This is a genomic window from Stenotrophomonas sp. P5_A9, assembly GCF_056400525.1.
Genome location: NZ_JBFULC010000042.1, coordinates 17,454 through 37,261 on the forward strand (window position 1 = coordinate 17,454; position 19,808 = coordinate 37,261).

The following is a 19,808-nucleotide window of genomic DNA, read 5'->3' on the forward strand; positions in this document are numbered from 1 at the left end:
CGAAAGAAAGGGGTTGGGCCGGCATGGTGGCCGGCCCGTATGACAGGGTCCTGTCATCGCGCCATCGGCAGCGGACAGGAGCGGTGGGCGCGCGGCGCCCACCGTGGGCCTGGATCAGGCCTGGGCTTCGCCAGCCTTGTCGGCGGCCGGAGCATCGGCAGCCGGAGCATCGGCAGCCGGGGCAGCAGCAGCCGGAGCAGCGGCCTTCTTGGCCGGAGCGCGGCGGGCCGGCTTGGCTTCTTCGCTGGCAGCAGCGTCGGCGAACTCTTCTTCACGGACGGTGGCGGCGTGCGGCGCAGCAGCCTTGCCTTCCAGCACGGCGTCGGCAGCAGCGCGGGCGTACAGCTGCACAGCGCGGATGGCGTCGTCGTTGCCCGGGATCGCGTAATCCACCAGCTCCGGGTTGTAGTTGGTGTCGACCACGGCGATCACCGGGATGCCGAGCTTCTTGGCTTCCTTGATGGCGATGTCTTCATGGCCGATGTCGATGACGAAGATCGCGTCCGGCAGACGGTTCATGTCCTTGATGCCGCCCAGCGAGGCTTCCAGCTTGTCACGCTCGCGACGCAGGCCCAGCACTTCGTGCTTGACCAGCTTCTCGAAGCTGCCGTCGGTTTCGCCGGCTTCCAGTTCCTTCAGGCGGGCAACCGACTGCTTCACGGTACGGAAGTTGGTCAGGGTGCCGCCCAGCCAACGCTGGTTCATGAAGGGCATGCCGCAACGCTCGGCTTCTTCGCGGATCGACTCGCGGGCGCTGCGCTTGGTGCCCAGGAACAGGATGGTGCCGCGCTTCTGCGCGACGCTGGAAATGAAGTTCATCGCGTCATTGAAGAGCGGAACGGTCTTTTCCAGGTTGATGATGTGGATCTTGCCGCGGGCGCCGAAGATGTACTGGCCCATCTTGGGGTTCCAGTAACGGGTCTGGTGGCCGAAATGGACGCCGGCTTCCAGCATCTGACGCATGGTGACCTGGGGCATTGCAGTAACTCCTGATAGGGAACCGGCCGCCACGGATAATAGTTGGGCGGTCCGCCGCAAGGCGGGTGGTTCCGGGGTTTGGCTTCCCTGTCGCTTCCGTGACCGAACTCCTTGCGGAGCACCCCGGCACGGATATGGGCGGCAGGTGTGGATTCACCGGTGACGTCCGGTGTTGACGGTTCCCCGCATCGAACGAGGCGGGAGATCCGGTCGATTATAGCCCGCTGCGCGTCGAGGCTGCAATCTCCGGGGGCAGGTCGGGCAGATCGGCCTCGGCCGCATGGTCCAGGCGGGCCCGGAACCGGCCGGCGGCGTAGTGGTCCGGACGCGCCGGGAGCGTCCAGGTGCGCCGCTGGTAGGGCAGTACATAGCCGGCCAGCCCGGCGATCACAACCTGGCGGGTGCCGTGGCTGTCGATGAACACCAGGTCGGCCAGATGGGCGTGGCGCGGGCCGCCATTGTAAAGCTGCAGTTGCGCTGACGGGCCCGGCCGCACCCGGATCTGCAGCATCGACGCTACCTCGGGCGCGGCGGGTGGATCAAGGAACACCGGCAGCGAGTAGCGTGGCGCGGTCGCCGCCGGCAGCGCCGGATCCGGCGTGATCACCAGGCGATAGGCCTGCTGGACCTGCGCCGGCGCGGCACCGAGCCGGACCACCCGCAGGCGCTGCCGCTGTCCCGGCGGGATCTCCAGTATCGATGGGCTCAGTGCCACGTCCTCGGCCGTCTGCAGCTGCTCGGCGTCTTCGTGTTGTTCCCAGCGGTACAGCCGGGCCTGGCCGGACCACGGCGCCGGATCGGGGTTGTCCAGCCACAGCTCGGCGTCGGCCTGGTCGGCCGGTACCTGCACGCTGCCGACGGAAAGCTGCAGCGCCCCGGCATCGGCGGGCTGCAGGGTCAGGGCCAGCGCCAGCGCGGCGAGAGTGCGCATCAGTAGGTCACCGTGGCCCGGTCGCCGCGGGCCGGATCGACCGGGGTCAATGCCCGCACCTGGGCCGGAACCGGGATGGGGGCATCGCTGCGTTGGTGCGGTGCCGGGCAGTCCGCATGCGACACGCGCGCGGCGGCGAAGGTGCAGTCGGCGACGATCCGCAGTTGGATGCGCAAGCCGCCCTGCGACTGCGCGGCGGCCGGTAACGCGGTGAGGCCCGCGAGCAGGAGCAGGCAGGCCGGGGCGGAGGGAAGCCGTCGCAGGATCATGGAACATCGCAGGGAAGGGGCCTGCCCGTTATCGGCCGGGGTGCCGCCGGGCTTGAGGCGCTGCGACGTCAGTAGGTGATGGTCACCGTGATTACATCGTTGTAGCTGCCCTGGGCGGGCAGGCTGCCCGAGGTGGGCGGCGCACGACCGTACACGGTCAGGGTCTGGGCGCTTCCGGTACCGGTGCCGGTGGCGGTGTCCACCCCGATGGTGTTGCCCCAGCGCTGGCTGCGGCCGCTGTCGCGATACAGCTCGTAGGCAAGGAAGTACGCCGGATTGGTGGTGTGCTGCATGCGCCGGGTGGTCGTGCCGAGCACATGCTGCCCGTTGTCCAGGCCGATGGTGTAGGCAGTGCGGTTGATGCAGGTCAGGCCGATGGTCGAGGTGCGTTCGATGTTGCCGGTGATGGCGCCGGCATTGCTGCCGAAGTCCATGTCGGTGGTGACATAGGTACTGCACTGCGGCAGCACATTGGCGGTGACCGTGAACGGGAAGCCGGAGGCAACGGTCTTGTTGCCGGTCGCACCGCCGCCGGCCGGGGTGGTGCAGGCGGGCGGTGGCGAGGCGGTGCCAAGCAGCACTTCGTTGTAGGCAAAGCGCACGGTGGTGTCGGCAGCGGCGAAACTGCTGCTGAAGGTCCCTGCGGAGAGCGTCTGCCCGGCCGGCACCTGGCCGTAGATGGTGATGGTGACCGTGCCGCTGCCGCCGGTCACCAGCGGTACGTTGTAATTGAGGTCCAACACCTGCGCGCCCGGATTGCTGCCGGGGGTGAGGCCCCAGATCGTGCTGCGGGTGGCGTTGGTATACAGCTGGAAGGCCATGGTGTCGGTGGTGGCGTTGCGCATGCTGCGCGTGGGCTGGGTGGTGCTGCCGCCGCTGCCGTTGCCGATGCCCAGGCACAGCCGTACCGAGGCGGTAGCCAGCAGGCTCAGCGCGGCGGTGCTGCAGGTGACGGTGAAGGTGGTGGTGGTGTTGGTGACGCTGGCCGCGCCGTTGGTGATGGTGCCAAAGGCGAGGGTGACCGGCGTGGTGACCACGCAGTTGGTGTCGGCGCGCGCGGTGCCGCAACCGAACACGCCAAGCACGGCGATCAGCAGCAGGGCCGCCGCACGGATCACGGCGAGGCCCTGGCGCTGCAGCGCAGGGGGCCCAGCTGGCGCGGGTGCGGCTCGCCGCCGGAGCGTGCCTGCAGCGTCACCGTGCACCGGCCGCGCGCGGTGACCACGCGCAGGGTGGCGGGCAGGACCACGTCTTCCAGATAGGTCTGGCCGTCGTAGCCGACGATCGCCGTGCGCGCGTCGGGCAGGTGCACCACGCTGCCCGGCGGTAGCGGCTGGCCGTTGTCGTCGTGCAGAACCACGCTGAGGGGATGGGTGCGCCGCAGGCCGAAATCGACACCGATGCCGGCGCTCTGGCGCGGGGTGACCCAGCGGTCTACCTCGGCTGCGCGGATGTCCGCCGGCAGGTCGAGCGTGTCGATCGACAGCCGGTTGCGCTGCCAGGACAGCAGCGGCGTCACCAGCAGCAGGCCGTTGCGGTCGGTACTGCCGATCAGGCGGTTTTCCAACCGCACCGGCACGCCGGCGAAGCTGCCGGTGGAGACCACGGCGAAGGCATCGGGCACCTCGCGTGCGGCGAACACGTGCCCGCCCATCCAGACCAGGCTGCCGCTGGCGCTGGCATAGCCGTAATCGGTATCGCCCTGGCGCGAGTAACCCAGGGCGTAACGCCCGACCCGGTTGAGCCAACCCACCTCGGCCAGGCCGCCGCCGCCATCGTCTCCGCCACGCGCCTGCACGCGCCAACCTACGCCGCCCTGGCTGCCGTCGCCCGGCACCGGCTGGGACAGGTCGGCCACGTAGGTGGTGTTCTCGCCATTGCGCTGGGTCGACACGCTGGCCTGGCGGTTGCGCCCCAGGGCGGCCGCCAGCGACAGGTAGATGCTGCGGTCCTGGCGGTCATCCAGGTTCTGGTTGACCGAGAGATACGTGGACCAGCGCCGCCCCAGGTTGGCCGACCAGAACAGGCTGGCGTAGCGGTTGTCCTCACCATCGCGGTAGCGCAGGCGCAGGTAGCTGGCACTGATCGCCCCGGCTCCGTCCAGGTTCACACCCAGGGTGGCCTGTTCGCTGATCTGGGCGGGCAGGCTGTCCTGCAGCGCGCCGAGGTCGCGGTAGTCGCCGTGGGTGCGTCGGCTGGACAGGTTGACGTTGAAACGGCGGTTGTTCCAGCTGTATCCCAGCCCGTACTGGCCGCCTTCCCGGCCATCCTGGCGGCTGTGCACGTACGCTGCATTGATCACCCCGGCGGCGCCCAGCAGCCACCAGCCGCCGGCGCCGGCATTGCCCACGCCGCCGCCGCCCTCGGCATGCAGTTCGGCGGTGAAGCGGTCGCTGACGCCATAGCGCCAGGTGCCGCTGGCCACGGTCTGTGCGTCGTAAGCGAAGGAGCGGATGCCGTAGTCGCGGCGCATCCGGCCGACGCCGAGCGACCCGTCCGACAATCCCTTTGCAAGCAGTTGCTGGGTGCCGTAGAAGGCGAAATCCAGCGTCTGGATGCGGCCGAACGCATCGGTGATCACCACCTGGGCATTGCCGGTGCCGTTGATGCCCGGCTGCGCGGCCAGCTGGAACGGGCCGACCGGCACCTGGCCGTTGTACTGGCGCAAGCCGTCGACATACAGCTCGACGTTGGAGGGCACCACCGCTTCGCCGAGGAAGGTCGGCGTGGGGGTCAGCAGGCGATAGGGCTGAAGGCCGTAGTTGCGTCCGATCTGGATGCCGCCCATCCGCACCGGCCGGCTCCAGTCGACGAAGCCGCTGTAGAAATCGCCCACGGTCAGGGTCAGCGCGGCGTCGGGGAAATCCAGTTGCCAATGGGTATCCAGACGCACGCTGTCGGTCCGCCAGCCTTGTTGGGGCACTTGGTAGGTGCGCTGCACGGTGCTGTTTTCCAGCACGCCATTGCCGAGCCCGAACACGCGCAGTTCGCTGGTCAGCGCCAGGTTGCCGCCGGCCTCGTTGTGGCTGCCGTAGAGGTCATAGTTGAGCAGTGCGCCTGGCGAGGCCGACGCATGGGGCGTGGTTTCCTGCGCGCGCTCCAGCCGGGTGGTCGGCAGGGCGAGCTGGTCCAGTGGCACATCCAGCGACAGCGTCTGCAGCGAGGCGTCATAGCGCAGCACTACGCCGGCCAAGAGGTCCAGTGGCACCGGCGCATCGCCCTGTGCCGGAAAGCCGAGTTGCCGCAGCGTGGCCGGCGTGGCGAACAGACGGCCCAGTTGCTGGGTGAAGGGCAGCAGTCCCCGGGGTGCGCGGTTGAGGGTGACATCCAGATAGAGCGTCTGCGCGGCCGTCAGCGGGGTGGGCGCCGGCAGCACGGCGTCGCCGGACGCGCCCGAGGCGTCCAGCCCGCTTTCTGCCGCGTGGATCGTCCATGGCAGCAGGCTGGCGCTGAGCAGCATCCGCGCGCAGGCCTCAGCGAGCCGGTGGCGCGGCGGGCAGTGGCGTCTGGGCCGACTCACCATTGATCCTGGCCATGAAGGTGGCACCGGCCAGTCGGGCCGGGGGGAGATCCAACGGCCAACGCATGGTCTGGCCGCCAAGCACGTAACCGAGCAGGCCCGGATGTACGGTCTGCGGGCGTTCGGCGCTGCCGATGGCCAGATCGGCAAGTTGTGCGTGGGTGCCACCGGCGTTGCTCACTTCCAGTGCGGGCCGGCCATCGTCCAGGGTGATCTGCCGCGCCTGCAGTTTGGGCGGGGTGGTATCGAGCGGCTGGACGAACACCGGCAGCGAATAACGCAGCACGAACTGCATGCCGGTGCGGCCCGGATCCAGGGTCGGCAGTTCGTCGACGATCACCCGGTACGCCAGCTGCTGCGACGGCGCCTGCGGGTCACTGCGCACCACCCGCACCAGTTGCTGCTGGCCGGCGGCCAGCGATTGCATCGGCGGGCTCACCTGCAGGTCCCCGGTGGGGGTGAGCTGGTCCTGACCGCCCTGCTGCTGCCAGCGATAGACCCGCACCTGCACCTGCACCGGCGCGGTGCCGCTGTTGCTGATCCACAATGCGTCGGCGTTCTGCCGGGGGCCCAATTGCAGGGAGGTGGGCGCCACCTGCAGGCTGGCGGCCAGGCTGGTGCTGCAGGAGAGGACAGACAGGGCGCAGGCCAGTCCCAGGCGCCGCCAGGGGCGGACCCGTGCGGTCATTGGCATGGGCTGCCCTCAGTAGGAGATGGTGGCGGTGACCGTGTCCTGGTAGTTACCCGTCGCGGCGTTGTTGACGCTCGGGTTGGCGATCTGGCCGTACACCGTGTACGGCACGGCCAGACCGGTGCCGATGCCGGCCACCGTGTTGGTGCCGGTAGTGGCGCCCCAGACATTGGCGTGCCCGGCGTCCTGGTAGAGCTGGTAGCCGACGAAGTTGTTGGTGGTGACCGCCGCGTTGGTGTTCTTCATGCGCCGGGTGGTCACGTCATTGGCGGTGCCCGCGTTGGAGCCGGCATTCAACGCAATCGTGTAGGGGGTCAGCGCCGAGCATTGCGCGGTGATCGTGCCCTGGGCGTTGGACGGGGTGGTGGCGGTGGACAGGGCCGAGCCGAAGTCCACGTCGGTGGCGGCCGCGGCCGTGATCGTGCAGGCCTTGGTGATGATGATCTTGACGTTGAAGGTGGTGGTGTCGGCCGCCAGGGCCGGTGCGGCCAGGCTGGCCAGCGCCACGCACATCAGGGTAGGACGGAGAAATCGCACGGGCATGCTCCTTGGACTGGGTCCTTACATGAACAAAACGATGCTGCCGATCGGTGTTGCGGTGTATTCCCGGTTATAGGATTGGTGTTGTGCRCAGCCCGTGAGATTTGAAGAAATCTATGGGCGTTTTCGGCAAGATCGCGAAATGTGTGATGAGTGTCGCCTAAGTTCAGGTTCGTGAGGGCGCCCCCTCGCCCAAACCCCGGCTGTCGGCGTTCCACCGATCCCGTTCAGATTGGCCGCCGGATCGGCGATAATGGCGGCTATGAGCGTGAATCTGAAAACCCCCGAGGAAATCGAACTGATGCGCATCGCCGGCCGCCTGGCCAGCGAGGTGCTCGACATCGTCACCCCGTACGTGAAGCCCGGCGTGACGACCGAAGAGCTGGACCGCATCTGCCACGACCACATCATCAACGTGCAGAAGGCCACGCCCGCCAACGTCGGCTACCGTGGCTTCCCCAAGACGGTCTGCACGTCGGTCAACAACGTGATCTGCCACGGCATCCCCAGCGAAGCCAAAGTCCTCAAGGACGGTGACATCGTCAACATCGACGTCACCGTGATCAAGGACGGCTGGCACGGCGACACCAGCCGCATGTACTACGCCGGCACGCCGTCGACGATGGCCCGGCGCCTGGTCGACACCACCTACCAGGCGATGTGGGCCGGCATTCGTGCGGTGAAGCCGGGCGCGACGCTGGGCGACATCGGCCACGCGATCCAGAGCCTGGCGGAAGGCGAGCGCTTCAGCGTGGTACGCGAGTACTGCGGTCACGGCATCGGCAAGGTCTACCACGACGAGCCGCAGGTGGTGCATTACGGCCGTCCGGGCCAGGGTCTGGTGCTGCAGCCGGGCATGACCTTCACCATCGAACCGATGATCAACGAGGGCACCCGCTACAACAAGGTGCTGCCCGATGGCTGGACCGTGGTGACCAAGGACCGCAAGTTGTCGGCGCAGTGGGAGCACATGATCGCGGTCACCGAGACCGGCGTGGACGTGCTGACCCTCTCGCCCGGCGAATCGCAGGTCTGAGCATGTTGCCGGCGAGCCCGATCCTGGACGCGCCGGCAGCGTCCGTCACCGACCTGGAATGGTCGGCGCTGGCGCGGCAATCGCTGCAGCAGACCGACGCGCGGCTGTACCGCCGCTTCGACCAGGGCGACAACATCGAGCGCCTGCTGGCGTTGCGCGCGCGCGCGGCCGACCACCTGATCCGGCTGGCCTGGCAGCGTTGCCTGCCGGCCGGCAGTGGCCTGGCGCTGTTTGCCGTGGGCGGTTACGGGCGCGGTGAACTGTTTCCGCGTTCGGATATCGACCTGCTGGTGTTCGGCGAGCCCGGGCACCAGCGCCAGCACGAATCCAGCCTGGCGCGACTGTTTGCGTTGCTGTGGGACTGCGGGCTGCCGGTCAGCCACGCGGTGCGCTCGGCGGCCGAGTGCATCGATGCCAGCGCGGATCAAACCGTGATGACCGCGCTGATCGAGTCGCGGCCGCTGCTGGCCGATGAGGCGGCACGCCTCGCGCTGAAGGCGGCGGTCAACACCGACGACCTGTGGCCGCCGCGCGAATTCTTCCTGGCCAAGCGCGACGAGCTGCTGGCCCGCCACCAGCGCTTCGGCGACACCGCCGACAACCTGGAGCCGGACATCAAGGACGGCCCGGGCGGGCTGCGTGACCTCAACACGCTGGGCTGGATGGCACTGCGTGCCTTCGGCGTGCGCGACCTGGAAGCACTGGTCGGGCTGGGCCATCTCGGCGCGGACGAAGCGGCCGCGCTGAAGCGCGAGCGCTGCGCGCTGGCGCGGCTGCGCTTCGGCCTGCACCTGGTGGCCAACCGGCCGGAGGAGCGTCTGCGCTTCGATTACCAGAAGACGCTGGCCACGCGCCTGGGCTTCGAGGACGACCTCGAAAGCCTGGCGGTGGAAAAGATGATGCAGGGCTTCTACCGCAGTGCCAGCGTGGTGCGGCGGATCAGCGACCGCCTGCTGCAGCGGTTCGAAGAACAGTTCGATGGCGAGGCGGTGCCCGAACCGGTCAGCGTGGGTTTCTCGCTGCGCCGTGGTTACCTGGCCGCCAACGACGCGGCGTGGCCGCAAGGCGACATCGAGCAGGTGTTCGCACTGTTCTCCAGCTGGGCCTACAACCCGGACGTGCGTGGCCTGCATTCGCTGACCGCGCGCGCGCTGGCCGAGGCGCTGCCGGAGCTGGCGGCGTACACCGAGGCCAGCGCTGCCGCCCGCGAACAGTTCCTGGCCCTGCTGCGCAGCCCGCGCGCGGTCGACACGCTGGCGCGGATGGCGCGCTTGGGCGTGCTGGGCCAATGGATTCCCGCATTCGCGCAAGTGTCCGGGCGCATGCAGTTCGATCTGTTCCATGTCTACACCGTGGACCAGCACACGCTGATGGTGCTGCGGAACATCGGCCTGTTTGCCAGCAGTCGCGCCGACGAGCGCTTCTCGATCGCCCACGAAGTGTGGCCGCGCCTGCGCAAGCCGGAGCTGCTGCTGCTGGCCGGGTTGTTCCATGACATCGCCAAGGGCCGCGGCGGCGACCATTCCGAACTCGGCGCGGTGGATGCACGCGCGTTCTGCCAGGCGCTTGCGCTGAGCAGTTCGGACACCGAACTGGTGGCCTGGCTGGTCGAGCAGCACCTGCGCATGTCGATCACCGCGCAGAAGCAGGACATCTCCGATCCGGACGTGATCCATCGCTTTGCCACGCTGGTAGCCAGCCGCGACCGGCTCGATTACCTCTACCTGCTGACCTGCGCCGATATCGCCGGGACCAGCCCGAAATTGTGGAACGCCTGGAAGGACCGGCTGCTGGCCGACCTGTACTTCGCCGCGCGGCGCGCGCTGCGCGACGGGCTGGAAAACCAGATGCCGGCCGCCGAGCGCGTGGCCGAAGCGCGCGAGTCGGTGCGCCAGCTGGTGCGTGAGCGCGGCTACGACGACGCCACCATCGAGCGCCAGTTCACCGTGATGCCCGATGAGAGCTTCATCCGGCTTCGCCCCGAGCAATTGGCCTGGCAGGCCGCTGCACTGGTCCCGGTGAAGCAGGGTCAGACCCTGGTCAAGGTGCGTCGGATTACCCCCGACGACCAGGCACTGGAAGTGTTCGTGCATTCGCCCGACCGCGATGGCCTGTTCGCCGCGATCGTGATGACCCTGGACCGCAAGGGCTACGGCATCCATCGTGCGCGCGTGCTGGACGGCCCGGTCGACACCATTTTCGATACCTTCGAAGTGACCCCGGCCGACAGCTTCGCCGATGGCGACGCGCTGCGGCTGGAGGCGGCGCTGCGCGAGGCACTGGCCGGCGACCTGACCCGGCTGCGTCCGTCACGCCGGGTGATCCCGCGCCAGCTGCGGCATTTTCGCTTTGCCCCGCGCATCGAATTCCGCGATGGCGGCGATGGCAGCCATGGCACGCGTTTCAGCCTGGTCGCGCCCGACCGTCCCGGGCTGCTGGCCGACGTGGCCTTCGTGCTGCGCAACCAGCGCCTGCGCGTGCATGACGCGCGCATCGCCACCTTCGGCGAGCGCGCCGAAGACATGTTCGTGATCAGCGACGAACACGACCACCCCCTTACCGAATCCGCCCGGCAGCAGCTGCACGATGCGATGCTCGCCTGCCTGGACCCTGATCGAAACGCCGGAGACCCCCACTGATGGCCACCAAGCCTGCCAAGAAGACCGCTGCCAAGACCGCAGCGGCCAAGAAGACTGCTGCCCCCAAGGCCGCGCCTGCCACCAAGCCGGTGGCAGTGAAGAAAGCCGCGGCGAAGAAAATGCCGGCCCCCAAGGTCGTCGCCACGCCGGCTGAAAGTGCGGCCAAGCGCAGCGCCAGCCGCGATGCCACCATCGCCCGCAAGTCGCTGCGCAAGCCGGCCACCCCGGGCGTGGAAGAACTCAAGTTCGGCATCGAAAGCGCCTTCGAGCGCCGTGCCACGCTGACCCTGCACGAGCTGGAAGGCTCGACCAAGCCGCTGGTCGGCCGGGTCATCGATGGCCTGGAAACCGGTGAGTTCCGCGTCGCCGAGCCCGATGGCCACGGTGGCTGGAAGGTCAACGAATGGCTCAAGAAGGCGGTGCTGCTGTACTTCCGTGTGAACGACATGGCGGTGGTCGACGCGCGCCCGGCACCGTTCTGGGACAAGGTGGAATCGCGCTTTGCCGGCTTCGATGAAGCCAAGTTCCGTCGCGCCGGCGTGCGCGTGGTGCCCGGTGCGATCGCCCGTCGCGGCAGCTACTTCGGCAAGGACGTGGTGCTGATGCCGAGCTTCACCAACATCGGCGCCTACGTGGGCGAGGGCACCATGGTCGACACCTGGGCCACCGTTGGTTCGTGCGCGCAGATCGGCAAGCACTGCCACCTGTCCGGCGGCGCCGGTATCGGCGGCGTGCTCGAGCCGCTGCAGGCCAGCCCGACCATCATCGAAGACCATTGCTTCATCGGTGCGCGTTCGGAAGTGGTGGAAGGCTTCGTCGTCGGCCACCACAGCGTCATCGGCATGGGCGTGTTCCTCGGCCAGAGCACCCGCGTCTACAACCGCGCCACCGGCGAAATCAGCTACGGCTCGGTGCCGCCGTACAGCGTGGTGGTGTCCGGCCAGCTGCCGTCCAAGGACGGTTCGCACTCGCTGTACTGCGCGGTGATCGTCAAGCAGGTCGATGCCAAGACCCGCAGCAAGACCAGCGTCAACGACCTGCTGCGCGGCCTGGCCGACTGAGCCCTGCCATGACCACGACCGTCTACGGACTGAAGAACTGCGACACCTGCAAGAAGGCGCGCAAGTGGCTGGACCGCTTCGAGGTGGCGCATGCCTTTGTCGATTACCGCGACACCCCGCGCAGCCCGGAGACCCTGGTCGATTGGGCCGGGCAGGCCGGTGGTTTCGCCGCGCTGGTCAACAAATCCTCGACCACCTGGCGGCAGTTGCCGGAGAACCGCAAGGCGGCCGCCTCCGATGCCGAATGGAAACTGCTGCTGCGCGAGCATCCGCAGCTGATCAAGCGTCCGGTGGTGGTCACCGGCGATGGCGTGATGACCCAGGGCTTCTCGGACAACGGCTTCAAGCAGCGCTTCGGAGTGGGCGCGTGAACGATGTGCTCGCGCTCACCTGCGACCTGATCGCGCGGCCGTCGGTGACACCCGACGACGCCGGTTGCCAGGCCCTGCTCGCCGGGCGCCTGGCGCGTGCCGGCTTCCAGTGCGAACACCTGCGCCTGGGCGAGGTCGACAACCTGTGGGCCACCCACGGCAGCGGTGCGCCGGTGCTGGTGCTGCTCGGCCACACCGACGTGGTGCCCAGTGGACCGGTGGACGCGTGGCATAGCGATCCGTTCGACCCGCAGATCCGCGATGGCGTGCTGTACGGACGCGGCGCAGCCGACATGAAGGGCAGCGTGGCCGCTTTCGTGGTGGCTGCCGAGCAGTTCATTGCCGCCCATCCGGACCACCCCGGCACGCTGGCCGTGTTGCTGACCAGTGACGAGGAAGGCGATGCCATCGATGGCGTGCGCCGTATCGCCGGGCTGTTCCGCGAGCGCGGGCAGTCCATCGACTGGTGCATCACCGGCGAGCCGTCCTCCACGGCGGTGCTGGGCGATCTGCTGCGGGTGGGGCGGCGCGGCAGCCTGTCGGCAACGCTGACGGTCAAAGGCGTGCAGGGCCATGTGGCGTACCCGCACAAGGCACGCAACCCGATCCACCTGGCTGCGGCGGCGCTCGCCGAATTGACCGCACGGCAGTGGGACGACGGCTACGAGAGCTTCCCGCCGACCAGCCTGCAGGTGTCCAACCTCCACGCCGGGACCGGGGCCAACAACGTGATCCCGGGCGAGCTGCAGGTGCTGTTCAACCTGCGCTACAACCCGCACTGGGACGCGCCGCGGTTGGAGCAGGACATCGCCACGCTGCTGGATCGGCACGCGCTGGACTACACGCTCAAATGGCATCGCAGCGGCGAGCCGTTCTACACCCCTGAAGGCACGCTGCGCCGCGTGGCGCGCGAGGTGCTGGCCGAGTTCGCCGGTGCCGCGCCGGAGGAAAGCACCGGCGGTGGCACTTCCGACGCCCGTTTCATCGCACCGCTCGGTGCGCAGTGCATCGAAGTGGGGCCGGTCAACGCCAGCATCCACCAGGTGGACGAGAACATATCGGTCGCCGACCTGGAAAAACTGCCGGCGTTGTACCTGCGCCTGATCGAGCGCCTGCTGGCCTGAATCCTGCCGGTAGTGCCGGCCGCTGGCCGGCTTGGGTGACCGTCGCGGTTGCCGAGCATGGCTCGGCACTACCCGTTAGCCAGAAACCCGGCAGAGCCAAGCCATGCTCGGCTGCCTTTCACCAGAAACCCGGTAGAGCCGAGCCACGCTCGGCTGCCTTTCGCCAGAAACCCGGTAGAGCCGAGCCACGCTCGGCTGCCTTTCGCCAGAAACCCGGTAGAGCCGAGCCATGCTCGGCTGCCTTTCGCCGGGTGCGCGCGAGGTCCTCAGACCGAAGGACGCGCCGGCCAACGGCCGGCCCTGCCGGGTTGCAACGGGCGTTTACGCCACGATCAACCCGAACGCCGCCAACGCCGCCGCGGCCTGGCGCTGCGAAATCACCGCTTTCTTGAACAGCTTGGCGTCCATCACGTTGAGCCCGCTGATGTCCGTTCCGCGCAGGTCCGCGCCCTCGAAACGCGTCAATCGGGTCTGCGCGTTGCGCAGGCTGCCGCCGTTGAACACCGCATCGCGGAAATCACAGCCGGACAGCTCCGCATCGGAGAAATCCATCCCGTCCAGCTGCGCCTTGCGGAACGACAGCCCGCGCAGGTCGGCACTGACCAGCAGGCAGTCGCGGAACTCCAGCGCCCAGCCGGTTACTTCCTGCAGGTGCGCGCCGGTCAGTTTGCAGTCGGCGAACTGCACCGAGGACAACGTCGCACGGCGCCAGTGGCTGTTGTTGAGGTCGCAGTGCGAGAAGCGCGCATCGCTGAGCAGCGCCGAGCTGAAATCGCACTCGGCACCCCGGCATTTGCTCCAGCGGCTTTCCTCCAGCGAGGCGGCCAGCCAATTGGCACCGGTCACCGAGCACTGGTTGAACTGGACGCCATCCATGTCCAGCCGCGAAAAATCGCCGCCATCGAAGCGGCAGGATTCAAACGTGGCCGCACGCGGATGTGCGGCGATGATCGCCTGCATGCGCTCACGGTGGATGGTCTCGTCGCGGAAGATGACGTTGCTCATGCGTTCCATTCTGGGCGATATGCAGAGCACAGGGCAGCCTTGTGCAGTGCCCGGGAGTGTGTACAGCGTCAGCGACCCAACGTAGCGCCGACCGTTGGTCGGCTGTTCCCGACAGCGGGACGAGAGGCCGGGCACATGTCGGTGCCACGGGCGCTATTCGAACGTCCAGAACGGCGGTGCGATCGCCTCGCGCCAGTAGGATTCCTCGGCCATGTAGAAGCCCTGCGCATGGGCCTTGGCGAACCACGCCGCCGCTGCATCCACGTTCTTCTGCAGACCATCACCGCCCCGACCCAGGGCGAGGCCGCTGAGGTACTGGCCGTACACATTGCCCTGCGTGCCGGCGCGCGCGTACCAGCGCAATGCCTCGGCCTTGTCCTGCACCACGCCGACGCCGGCTTCGTAGAGCGTGCCCAGATCCACCTGCGATTCGGCATCGCCGCGTTCGGCGCGACGCTGGATGCGTGCGATCAGCGCGTTCGGCGCCGGGCCGGTGGCCACCGGGTTGCCGGACTTGGCCGAGCCACGTGTGGCCGCGCGCAGTGCGTCGAGCTTGTACAGCTCGCGCAGGTACACCGCAGACCGCAGCCKCCAACGCAGCGCGCCGGCCATGTCGCCGCGCCGCTCGCACCACTTCTCCAGATCGTGCATGGCATACGGTGAGCCGTGGTAGGCGGCGCTGTGGTACCAGTGGAAGGCCTTGCGCGGTGATGCCTTCATCACCACCGCCCCGGGCTTCTGCGGACCCTCGCCACTGTCCAGGCGGCCGCGTTCGAGGATCGTGCCGAGCGTCTCTTCGGCGCTGGTGCTGTGGTGGGTACGCGGCGTGGCGGCGGCCGCACGGGCGTACCAGTCCAGAGCGCGCGGATCATTCCAGGCTTGGTACATCTTCGCCACGCGCAGGGCGGAATCGAACTGGCCATCGGTGGCCCTGGCAAGCGCGTCGCGTTCGGTGTCGCTGACCGGGCGGGTCGGGGCAGCGGCGCAACCGCTCAGAACGGCCAGCGCCAAGGCGCACAGCAACGGGCGGTGGGAGAACAGGTTCATCCATGACATCCAGCAGGGGGCCGGCGATTATCCCGGAGCGCACCGTCGCGGCCGCTGAACGCCGGGGCCGAATCGGTTGCCATCGCAACAGTTGCACCGCCGCCCAAAGCCGGTTACGGTCGGTCCATGTCCTCGTTCCCGGCCACCGCTGTCAGCAATACCAACCGCAATAATCTGCGCGCGAATAATCGTGCGCGGCCGATGCGGGACTGCGACCAGGGCTAGTACAAGCAACACGCCCGGACCCCAGAAAACCCGCATCGACCGATGCGGGTTTTTTTGTGGCCCGGGTTTATCCCTTCCGGGCCTGGGTGGCCGGTCGAATGCCTGCAATACGTGTATTCCCCCATCATCAGGAGTTGTTCCCATGTGTTCGATCTTCGGTATTTTCGGCCTGCAGGCCGGCGACGACCTCAGCGCGCTGCGCCGCCATGCGCTGGACCTCTCGCAGCGCCAGCGCCATCGCGGCCCGGACTGGAGCGGGGTGTACGTCGATGCCGGCGCCATCCTGGTCCACGAACGGCTGGCCATCGTCGACCCGGCCGGCGGTTCGCAGCCGCTGCTGTCCGAGGACGGCGGGCTGGCGCTGGCGGTCAACGGCGAGATCTACAACCACCGCGAACTGAAGGCCGAACTGGCCCAGCCCTATGCGTTCCAGACCGGTTCGGACTGCGAGGTGATCAACGCGCTGTACCGGCAGGACAGCCCGGCCGCGTTCCTCAACCGCCTCAACGGCATCTTCGCCTTCGCGCTGTGGGACCGCGACCAGCAGCGCGTGCTGATCGCGCGCGATCCGATCGGTGTGGTGCCGCTGTACTGGGGTCATGACAAGGACGGCCGCCTGGTGGTGGCCTCCGAGCTGAAGTCGCTGGTGGATATCTGCGCCGATGCGGCGCAGTTCCCGCCTGGCCACTGGTACGACAGCGCCACCGGCACGTTGACCCGCTACTACGAGCGGCCCTGGCGCGACTACGATGCGGTCGAAGGTGTCGAGGCCGACCTTGCTGCGCTGCGCGAGGCCTTCGAGCGCGCCGTGCACCGCCAGTTGATGACCGACGTGCCCTATGGCGTATTGCTGTCCGGCGGCCTGGACTCCTCGCTGGTGGCCGCGGTGGCCGCACGCTACGCGCGCCATCGCGTCGAGGACGGTGATAAAAGCGAGGCGTGGTGGCCGCGTCTGCACTCCTTCGCCATCGGCCTCAAAGGCTCACCGGACCTGGCCGCCGCAGCGATCGCCGCCGAAGCGCTGGGCACGGTGCACCATGGCTTCGAGTACACCTTCGAAGAAGGCCTGGACGCATTGCCCGAGGTGATCCGCCACGTGGAAACCTACGACGTCACCACCATCCGCGCCTCCACCCCGATGTTCCTGCTGGCGCGGCGGATCAAGGCGATGGGCGTGAAGATGGTGCTGTCCGGCGAGGGCAGCGACGAGATATTCGGCGGCTACCTGTACTTCCACAAGGCGCCCAACGCACGCGAGTTCCATGAGGAACTGGTGCGCAAGCTCGACGCACTCAACAACTACGATTGCCTGCGTGCCAACAAGTCGATGATGGCCTGGGGCGTGGAGCCGCGCGTGCCGTTCCTGGACCGCGAGTTCCTCGACGTGGCCATGCGCATCGACGCGCGCCACAAGATGGTCGGGCAGGGGCCGCAGGGCGCACGTCGCATCGAAAAGGCGGTGCTGCGCGAAGCCTTTGAAGGCTATCTGCCCGATTCGATCCTGTGGCGGCAGAAAGAGCAGTTCAGCGATGGCGTCGGCTATGGCTGGATCGACGGGCTCAAGGCGCATGCCGACGCGCAGATCAGCGACCGGGTGATGGCCGCGGCCGACAAGCGGTTCGTGCACAACCCGCCGCAGACCAAGGAGGCGTACTACTACCGCCACGTCTTCGAGCAGTACTTCCCGACCCAGGCCGCGGCCGAAACGGTGCCGGGGGGCAAGTCGATCGCGTGCTCGTCGCCAGCGGCGATTGCCTGGGATGCCAGCTTTGCCAGCATGGCCGACCCCTCCGGCCGTGCGGTGGCCGGCGTGCACGAGCAGGCGCTGGCCTGATCGGCGCATGCGCTGCACGGCGCAGCCGCGCCGTGCAGCGGTAGAATCGCCCCTCAATCGATGGGGATCGGTAATGGAAGCAGATACCACCGGCGGCATGCGCCGCAGCGGGCTGGCGTGGCGTTACCTGGGCTGGGTGGCGCTGCCACTGCTGGTTGGCCTCGCGCTGGCACGCTACGCCGGCCCGAACGTTGCCGTGCAGGCGGCCCGCGCCGAGTCGTCGCTGGGCACCGACTGGGCCGCCCACCTGCACGCGCCGCTGGGTCTGTTCCTGATGCAACTGCTGACGCTGCTGCTGGTGGCCAAGGGCGCCGGGTGGCTGTTCCGGCGGTTCGGCCAGCCGGGCGTAATCGGGGAAATGGCCGCCGGCCTGATGATGGGGCCGYTGGTGCTGGGGGCGTTGTTGCCGCAGCTGCATGGCGCGCTGTTCCCGCCCGCGTCGCTGGGGTCGCTGGGCCTGCTCAGTCAGTTGGGCGTGCTGATGTTCCTGCTGGTGGCCGGGGCCGAACTGGACCTGGGCGGGCTGCGCGGGCGTCGTCGCTTCGCCTTCGTGGTCAGCCATGCCGGCATTGCGGTGCCGTTCGTGCTTGGTGTCGGGCTGGCGATCTGGTTGTACCGCGCGCACGCACCGAGCGGGGTCGGCTTCACCGGCTTTGCCTTGTTTGTCGGCATTTCATTGAGCATCACCGCCTTCCCGGTGCTGCTGCGGATCCTGGCCGACCGCGGCATGACCAGCACGCCGCTCGGGCAGACCGCGATCGCCTGCGCTGCGCTGGGCGATGCCACCGCGTGGTGCCTGCTGGCGCTGATCGTGGCCGCCGCACAGGCGCAGGGGTGGGGGCCGGCGACGATCAACCTGGTCTGCGTGGTGGCGTTTGTCGGCGTGATGCTGGCGGTGGTACGGCCATGGTTCTCGCGGCAGGTGATCGCCCCCGGCCAGGAAGGGCGCTGGCTGCTGGTGATGCTGCTGATGGCACTGGGCTGCGCGCTGGTGACCGAAATGCTGGGCATCCACGCGCTGTTCGGCGCGTTCGCCGCCGGTGTGGCGGTCTCGGGCAATGCGACGTTGCGACACACCGTGGCGACCAAGGTCGAGCCGTTCGCAGTGACCCTGCTGTTGCCGTTGTTCTTCGCCATGACCGGCCTGCGCATGCGCGCCGATGCATTGCAGGCCAGCGATCTGCTGCTGTGCCTGGCGGTGATCGGAGTGGCCACGCTGGGTAAGCTGATCGGCACCTGGAGCGCGGCCCGCGGTGCCGGCATGGACAACCACGAAGCGTGGAAGCTGGGTGCGCTGATGAACACCCGCGGTTTGATGGAGCTGATCGTGCTCAACCTGGGCTACGAGCTGGGCTTCCTCGGCGACCGCTTGTTCGCGGTGCTGGTGATCATGGCGCTGGTGACCACGGCCATGACCGGCCCGCTGTTGAACTGGATGGAGCGCGGGAGGGGCAGGGCCGGTGCCACGACGTAGCGCCGACCGTGGGTCGGCTGCTGTCCACCACGGTGCGCCCTCGGTTGAAGGCCTGTGCGGGCGATGTAGAGGCCGGGAGGCGCGCAACTGCAACTGATTCCGATTAGATCATTGGATTTCCGGATGCGGCACCATGGCGGCCATCGATCCACCAGGAAGCTCCCCCATGAAAGGCAATCCGGACGTCATCGCGTGTTTGAAGGAACTGCTGCGCGGCGAATTGGCTGCGCGTGACCAGTACTTCATCCATTCGCGCCGCTACGAGGACCAGGGCCTGTTCGCGCTGTACGAACGCCTGAACCACGAGATGGAAGAAGAGACCCAGCACGCCGATGCGCTGCTGCGCCGGATCCTGTTCCTGGGCGGCACCCCGGACATGCGACCGCATGCGTTCGAGCCCGGTGTGACCGTGGAAGAAATGCTGCAGAAGGATCTGGACACCGAATACAGCGTGCGCGACAACCTGGCCGCCGGCATGAAGCTGTGCGAGCAGCACCAGGATTACGTGAGCCGCGACATGCTGCTGGTGCAGCTCAAGGACACCGAGGAAGACCACGCCTGGTGGCTGGAACAGCAGCTGGGCCTGATCAAGCGCATCGGCCTGGCGCTGTACCAGACCAGCAAGATGGATGCCAAGGGAACGGCGGCGCACTGACGCGCTTCAGCCCCACGATGTGCTGCGCACATCGCGGGTCCCGGCGTATCCGTTCGGGCATCGCGGGGAGCCGGCCAACGGCCGGCACTACCGACGCCTTGGTTCCACCGCGCGCCAGCCAGCCTTCGCCAGCACGCCGCATCAACCCCGCGTCCGCCCGCCAGCATCCGCCAGCCAGCCGACGTTCAATGACCCGTCCTGCCATAGGTTGACACCTGTGGCGGATGATTCAGCCGCCGTCAGGCGGCCAAGGACGCCCGATGGACTGCATCGGGCGTCTGCATTTTAAGGGACAGGTGCGGTCGCTCGGCGTTATAGATCGCCACCGACTCGGCCACCATCTGCCGTGCCTGCGCCAGGTCCCGAGGGCGATGCAGCAGGAATTCGCCTTTCAAGATCCCATTTACC

Annotated in this window: 18 protein-coding genes; 8 read left to right on the forward strand and 10 right to left on the reverse strand. The window is 68.0% G+C overall.

All coding sequences use genetic code 11. From position 1 onward, the window contains the following. Nucleotides 1–114: 114 nt before the first annotated feature. The 7 genes from rpsB to AC1DR7_RS13955 all read right to left on the reverse strand — a co-directional run bounded on the left by rpsB (nt 115) and on the right by AC1DR7_RS13955 (nt 6,932). Nucleotides 115–978: a 30S ribosomal protein S2 gene (gene rpsB, locus AC1DR7_RS13925; RefSeq protein ID WP_478052124.1), complete on the reverse strand. Its 864-nt coding sequence runs from the start codon at nt 976–978 to the stop codon at nt 115–117. A gap of 214 nt (nt 979–1,192) precedes the next feature. Next, nucleotides 1,193–1,909 carry a fimbrial biogenesis chaperone gene (locus AC1DR7_RS13930; RefSeq protein WP_478052123.1) on the reverse strand — a complete coding sequence of 239 codons (717 nt, stop codon included), beginning with the start codon at nt 1,907–1,909 and terminating at the stop codon, nt 1,193–1,195. Continuing rightward, nucleotides 1,909–2,178, reverse strand: a complete 270-nt coding sequence (locus AC1DR7_RS13935) for a hypothetical protein (protein ID WP_457322249.1) — start codon at nt 2,176–2,178, stop codon at nt 1,909–1,911. The genes AC1DR7_RS13930 and AC1DR7_RS13935 overlap by 1 nt, the downstream gene beginning before the upstream one ends. Nucleotides 2,179–2,246: 68 nt before the next feature. Further along, complete coding sequence (locus AC1DR7_RS13940) at nt 2,247–3,293, reverse strand: Csu type fimbrial protein (RefSeq protein ID WP_478052864.1); 1,047 nt, start codon at nt 3,291–3,293, stop codon at nt 2,247–2,249. Then, on the reverse strand, nt 3,293–5,638 hold the full coding sequence (locus AC1DR7_RS13945) for a fimbria/pilus outer membrane usher protein (RefSeq protein WP_457319031.1): 2,346 nt from the start codon (nt 5,636–5,638) through the stop codon (nt 3,293–3,295). Before AC1DR7_RS13945 ends, AC1DR7_RS13940 begins: the two co-directional genes overlap by 1 nt. Before the next feature lie 13 nt (nt 5,639–5,651). Further along, nucleotides 5,652–6,386, reverse strand: a complete 735-nt coding sequence (locus AC1DR7_RS13950) for a fimbrial biogenesis chaperone (RefSeq protein WP_457319032.1) — start codon at nt 6,384–6,386, stop codon at nt 5,652–5,654. Nucleotides 6,387–6,401: 15 nt separating this feature from the next. Further along, a complete protein-coding gene (locus AC1DR7_RS13955) occupies nt 6,402–6,932 on the reverse strand; it encodes a Csu type fimbrial protein (RefSeq protein WP_256777376.1) in 531 nt (176 codons plus the stop codon). A gap of 259 nt (nt 6,933–7,191) precedes the next feature. Between AC1DR7_RS13955 and map the strand changes: the two genes are divergently transcribed. Genes map through dapE form a run of 5 tightly spaced genes read left to right on the forward strand, consistent with a single transcriptional unit; the run spans nt 7,192 to nt 13,160 of the window. Continuing rightward, the gene (gene map, locus AC1DR7_RS13960; protein WP_256777377.1) at nt 7,192–7,965 is read left to right on the forward strand and encodes a type I methionyl aminopeptidase; all 774 of its coding nucleotides are present in this window, start codon (nt 7,192–7,194) and stop codon (nt 7,963–7,965) included. Between the two features lie 2 nt (nt 7,966–7,967). Next, nucleotides 7,968–10,604, forward strand: a complete 2,637-nt coding sequence (locus AC1DR7_RS13965) for a [protein-PII] uridylyltransferase (protein ID WP_478051469.1) — start codon at nt 7,968–7,970, stop codon at nt 10,602–10,604. After that, nucleotides 10,604–11,665 carry a 2,3,4,5-tetrahydropyridine-2,6-dicarboxylate N-succinyltransferase gene (gene dapD / locus AC1DR7_RS13970; RefSeq protein ID WP_457319027.1) on the forward strand — a complete coding sequence of 354 codons (1,062 nt, stop codon included), beginning with the start codon at nt 10,604–10,606 and terminating at the stop codon, nt 11,663–11,665. Before AC1DR7_RS13965 ends, dapD begins: the two co-directional genes overlap by 1 nt. Before the next feature lie 8 nt (nt 11,666–11,673). Beyond that, a complete protein-coding gene (locus AC1DR7_RS13975; protein ID WP_457319028.1) occupies nt 11,674–12,036 on the forward strand; it encodes an arsenate reductase in 363 nt (120 codons plus the stop codon). Next, nucleotides 12,033–13,160 (forward strand): succinyl-diaminopimelate desuccinylase, encoded by a 1,128-nt coding sequence (gene dapE, locus AC1DR7_RS13980; RefSeq protein ID WP_457319029.1) that lies wholly within the window; start codon nt 12,033–12,035, stop codon nt 13,158–13,160. Before AC1DR7_RS13975 ends, dapE begins: the two co-directional genes overlap by 4 nt. Nucleotides 13,161–13,481: 321 nt before the next feature. Here the strand turns inward: dapE and AC1DR7_RS13985 are convergent, their stop codons facing one another. Continuing rightward, entirely contained in the window at nt 13,482–14,165 is a 684-nt protein-coding gene (locus AC1DR7_RS13985; protein ID WP_457319030.1) for a pentapeptide repeat-containing protein, read from the reverse strand. Nucleotides 14,166–14,318: 153 nt separating this feature from the next. Then, entirely contained in the window at nt 14,319–15,212 is an 894-nt protein-coding gene (locus tag AC1DR7_RS13990; protein ID WP_457321497.1) for a tetratricopeptide repeat protein, read from the reverse strand. Between the two features lie 367 nt (nt 15,213–15,579). On the opposite strand from AC1DR7_RS13990, the gene asnB reads away from it, so the two are divergent. The 3 genes from asnB (at nt 15,580) to bfr (ending at nt 19,400) form a co-directional block, all read left to right on the forward strand. After that, the gene (asnB, locus tag AC1DR7_RS13995) at nt 15,580–17,271 is read left to right on the forward strand and encodes an asparagine synthase B (RefSeq protein WP_478053057.1); all 1,692 of its coding nucleotides are present in this window, start codon (nt 15,580–15,582) and stop codon (nt 17,269–17,271) included. Between the two features lie 73 nt (nt 17,272–17,344). Continuing rightward, nucleotides 17,345–18,745, forward strand: coding sequence for a cation:proton antiporter (locus tag AC1DR7_RS14000; protein WP_457321380.1), 1,401 nt, complete (start codon nt 17,345–17,347; stop codon nt 18,743–18,745). A gap of 166 nt (nt 18,746–18,911) precedes the next feature. Beyond that, nucleotides 18,912–19,400: a bacterioferritin gene (gene bfr, locus AC1DR7_RS14005; protein WP_256777386.1), complete on the forward strand. Its 489-nt coding sequence runs from the start codon at nt 18,912–18,914 to the stop codon at nt 19,398–19,400. 239 nt (nt 19,401–19,639) lie between these two features. Here bfr and AC1DR7_RS14010 read toward each other — a convergent pair. Further along, nucleotides 19,640–19,808, reverse strand: a 169-nt coding sequence (locus AC1DR7_RS14010; RefSeq protein ID WP_478054549.1) for an integrase core domain-containing protein, incomplete at its 5' end; no start/stop codon positions are given.

What these genes read in the sequence shown, in the direction of transcription:
- rpsB (WP_478052124.1), bottom strand. Translation starts at nt 978, where the DNA reads ATGCCCCAGGTCACCATGCGTCAGATGCTGGAAGCCGGCGTCCATTTC.
- AC1DR7_RS13930 (WP_478052123.1), bottom strand. Translation starts at nt 1,909, where the DNA reads ATGCGCACTCTCGCCGCGCTGGCGCTGGCCCTGACCCTGCAGCCCGCC.
- AC1DR7_RS13935 (WP_457322249.1), bottom strand. Translation starts at nt 2,178, where the DNA reads ATGATCCTGCGACGGCTTCCCTCCGCCCCGGCCTGCCTGCTCCTGCTC.
- AC1DR7_RS13945 (WP_457319031.1), bottom strand. Translation starts at nt 5,638, where the DNA reads ATGCTGCTCAGCGCCAGCCTGCTGCCATGGACGATCCACGCGGCAGAA.
- AC1DR7_RS13950 (WP_457319032.1), bottom strand. Translation starts at nt 6,386, where the DNA reads ATGACCGCACGGGTCCGCCCCTGGCGGCGCCTGGGACTGGCCTGCGCC.
- AC1DR7_RS13955 (WP_256777376.1), bottom strand. Translation starts at nt 6,932, where the DNA reads ATGCCCGTGCGATTTCTCCGTCCTACCCTGATGTGCGTGGCGCTGGCC.
- map (WP_256777377.1), top strand. Translation starts at nt 7,192, where the DNA reads ATGAGCGTGAATCTGAAAACCCCCGAGGAAATCGAACTGATGCGCATC.
- AC1DR7_RS13965 (WP_478051469.1), top strand. Translation starts at nt 7,968, where the DNA reads ATGTTGCCGGCGAGCCCGATCCTGGACGCGCCGGCAGCGTCCGTCACC.
- dapD (WP_457319027.1), top strand. Translation starts at nt 10,604, where the DNA reads ATGGCCACCAAGCCTGCCAAGAAGACCGCTGCCAAGACCGCAGCGGCC.
- AC1DR7_RS13975 (WP_457319028.1), top strand. Translation starts at nt 11,674, where the DNA reads ATGACCACGACCGTCTACGGACTGAAGAACTGCGACACCTGCAAGAAG.
- AC1DR7_RS13985 (WP_457319030.1), bottom strand. Translation starts at nt 14,165, where the DNA reads ATGAGCAACGTCATCTTCCGCGACGAGACCATCCACCGTGAGCGCATG.
- asnB (WP_478053057.1), top strand. Translation starts at nt 15,580, where the DNA reads ATGTGTTCGATCTTCGGTATTTTCGGCCTGCAGGCCGGCGACGACCTC.
- bfr (WP_256777386.1), top strand. Translation starts at nt 18,912, where the DNA reads ATGAAAGGCAATCCGGACGTCATCGCGTGTTTGAAGGAACTGCTGCGC.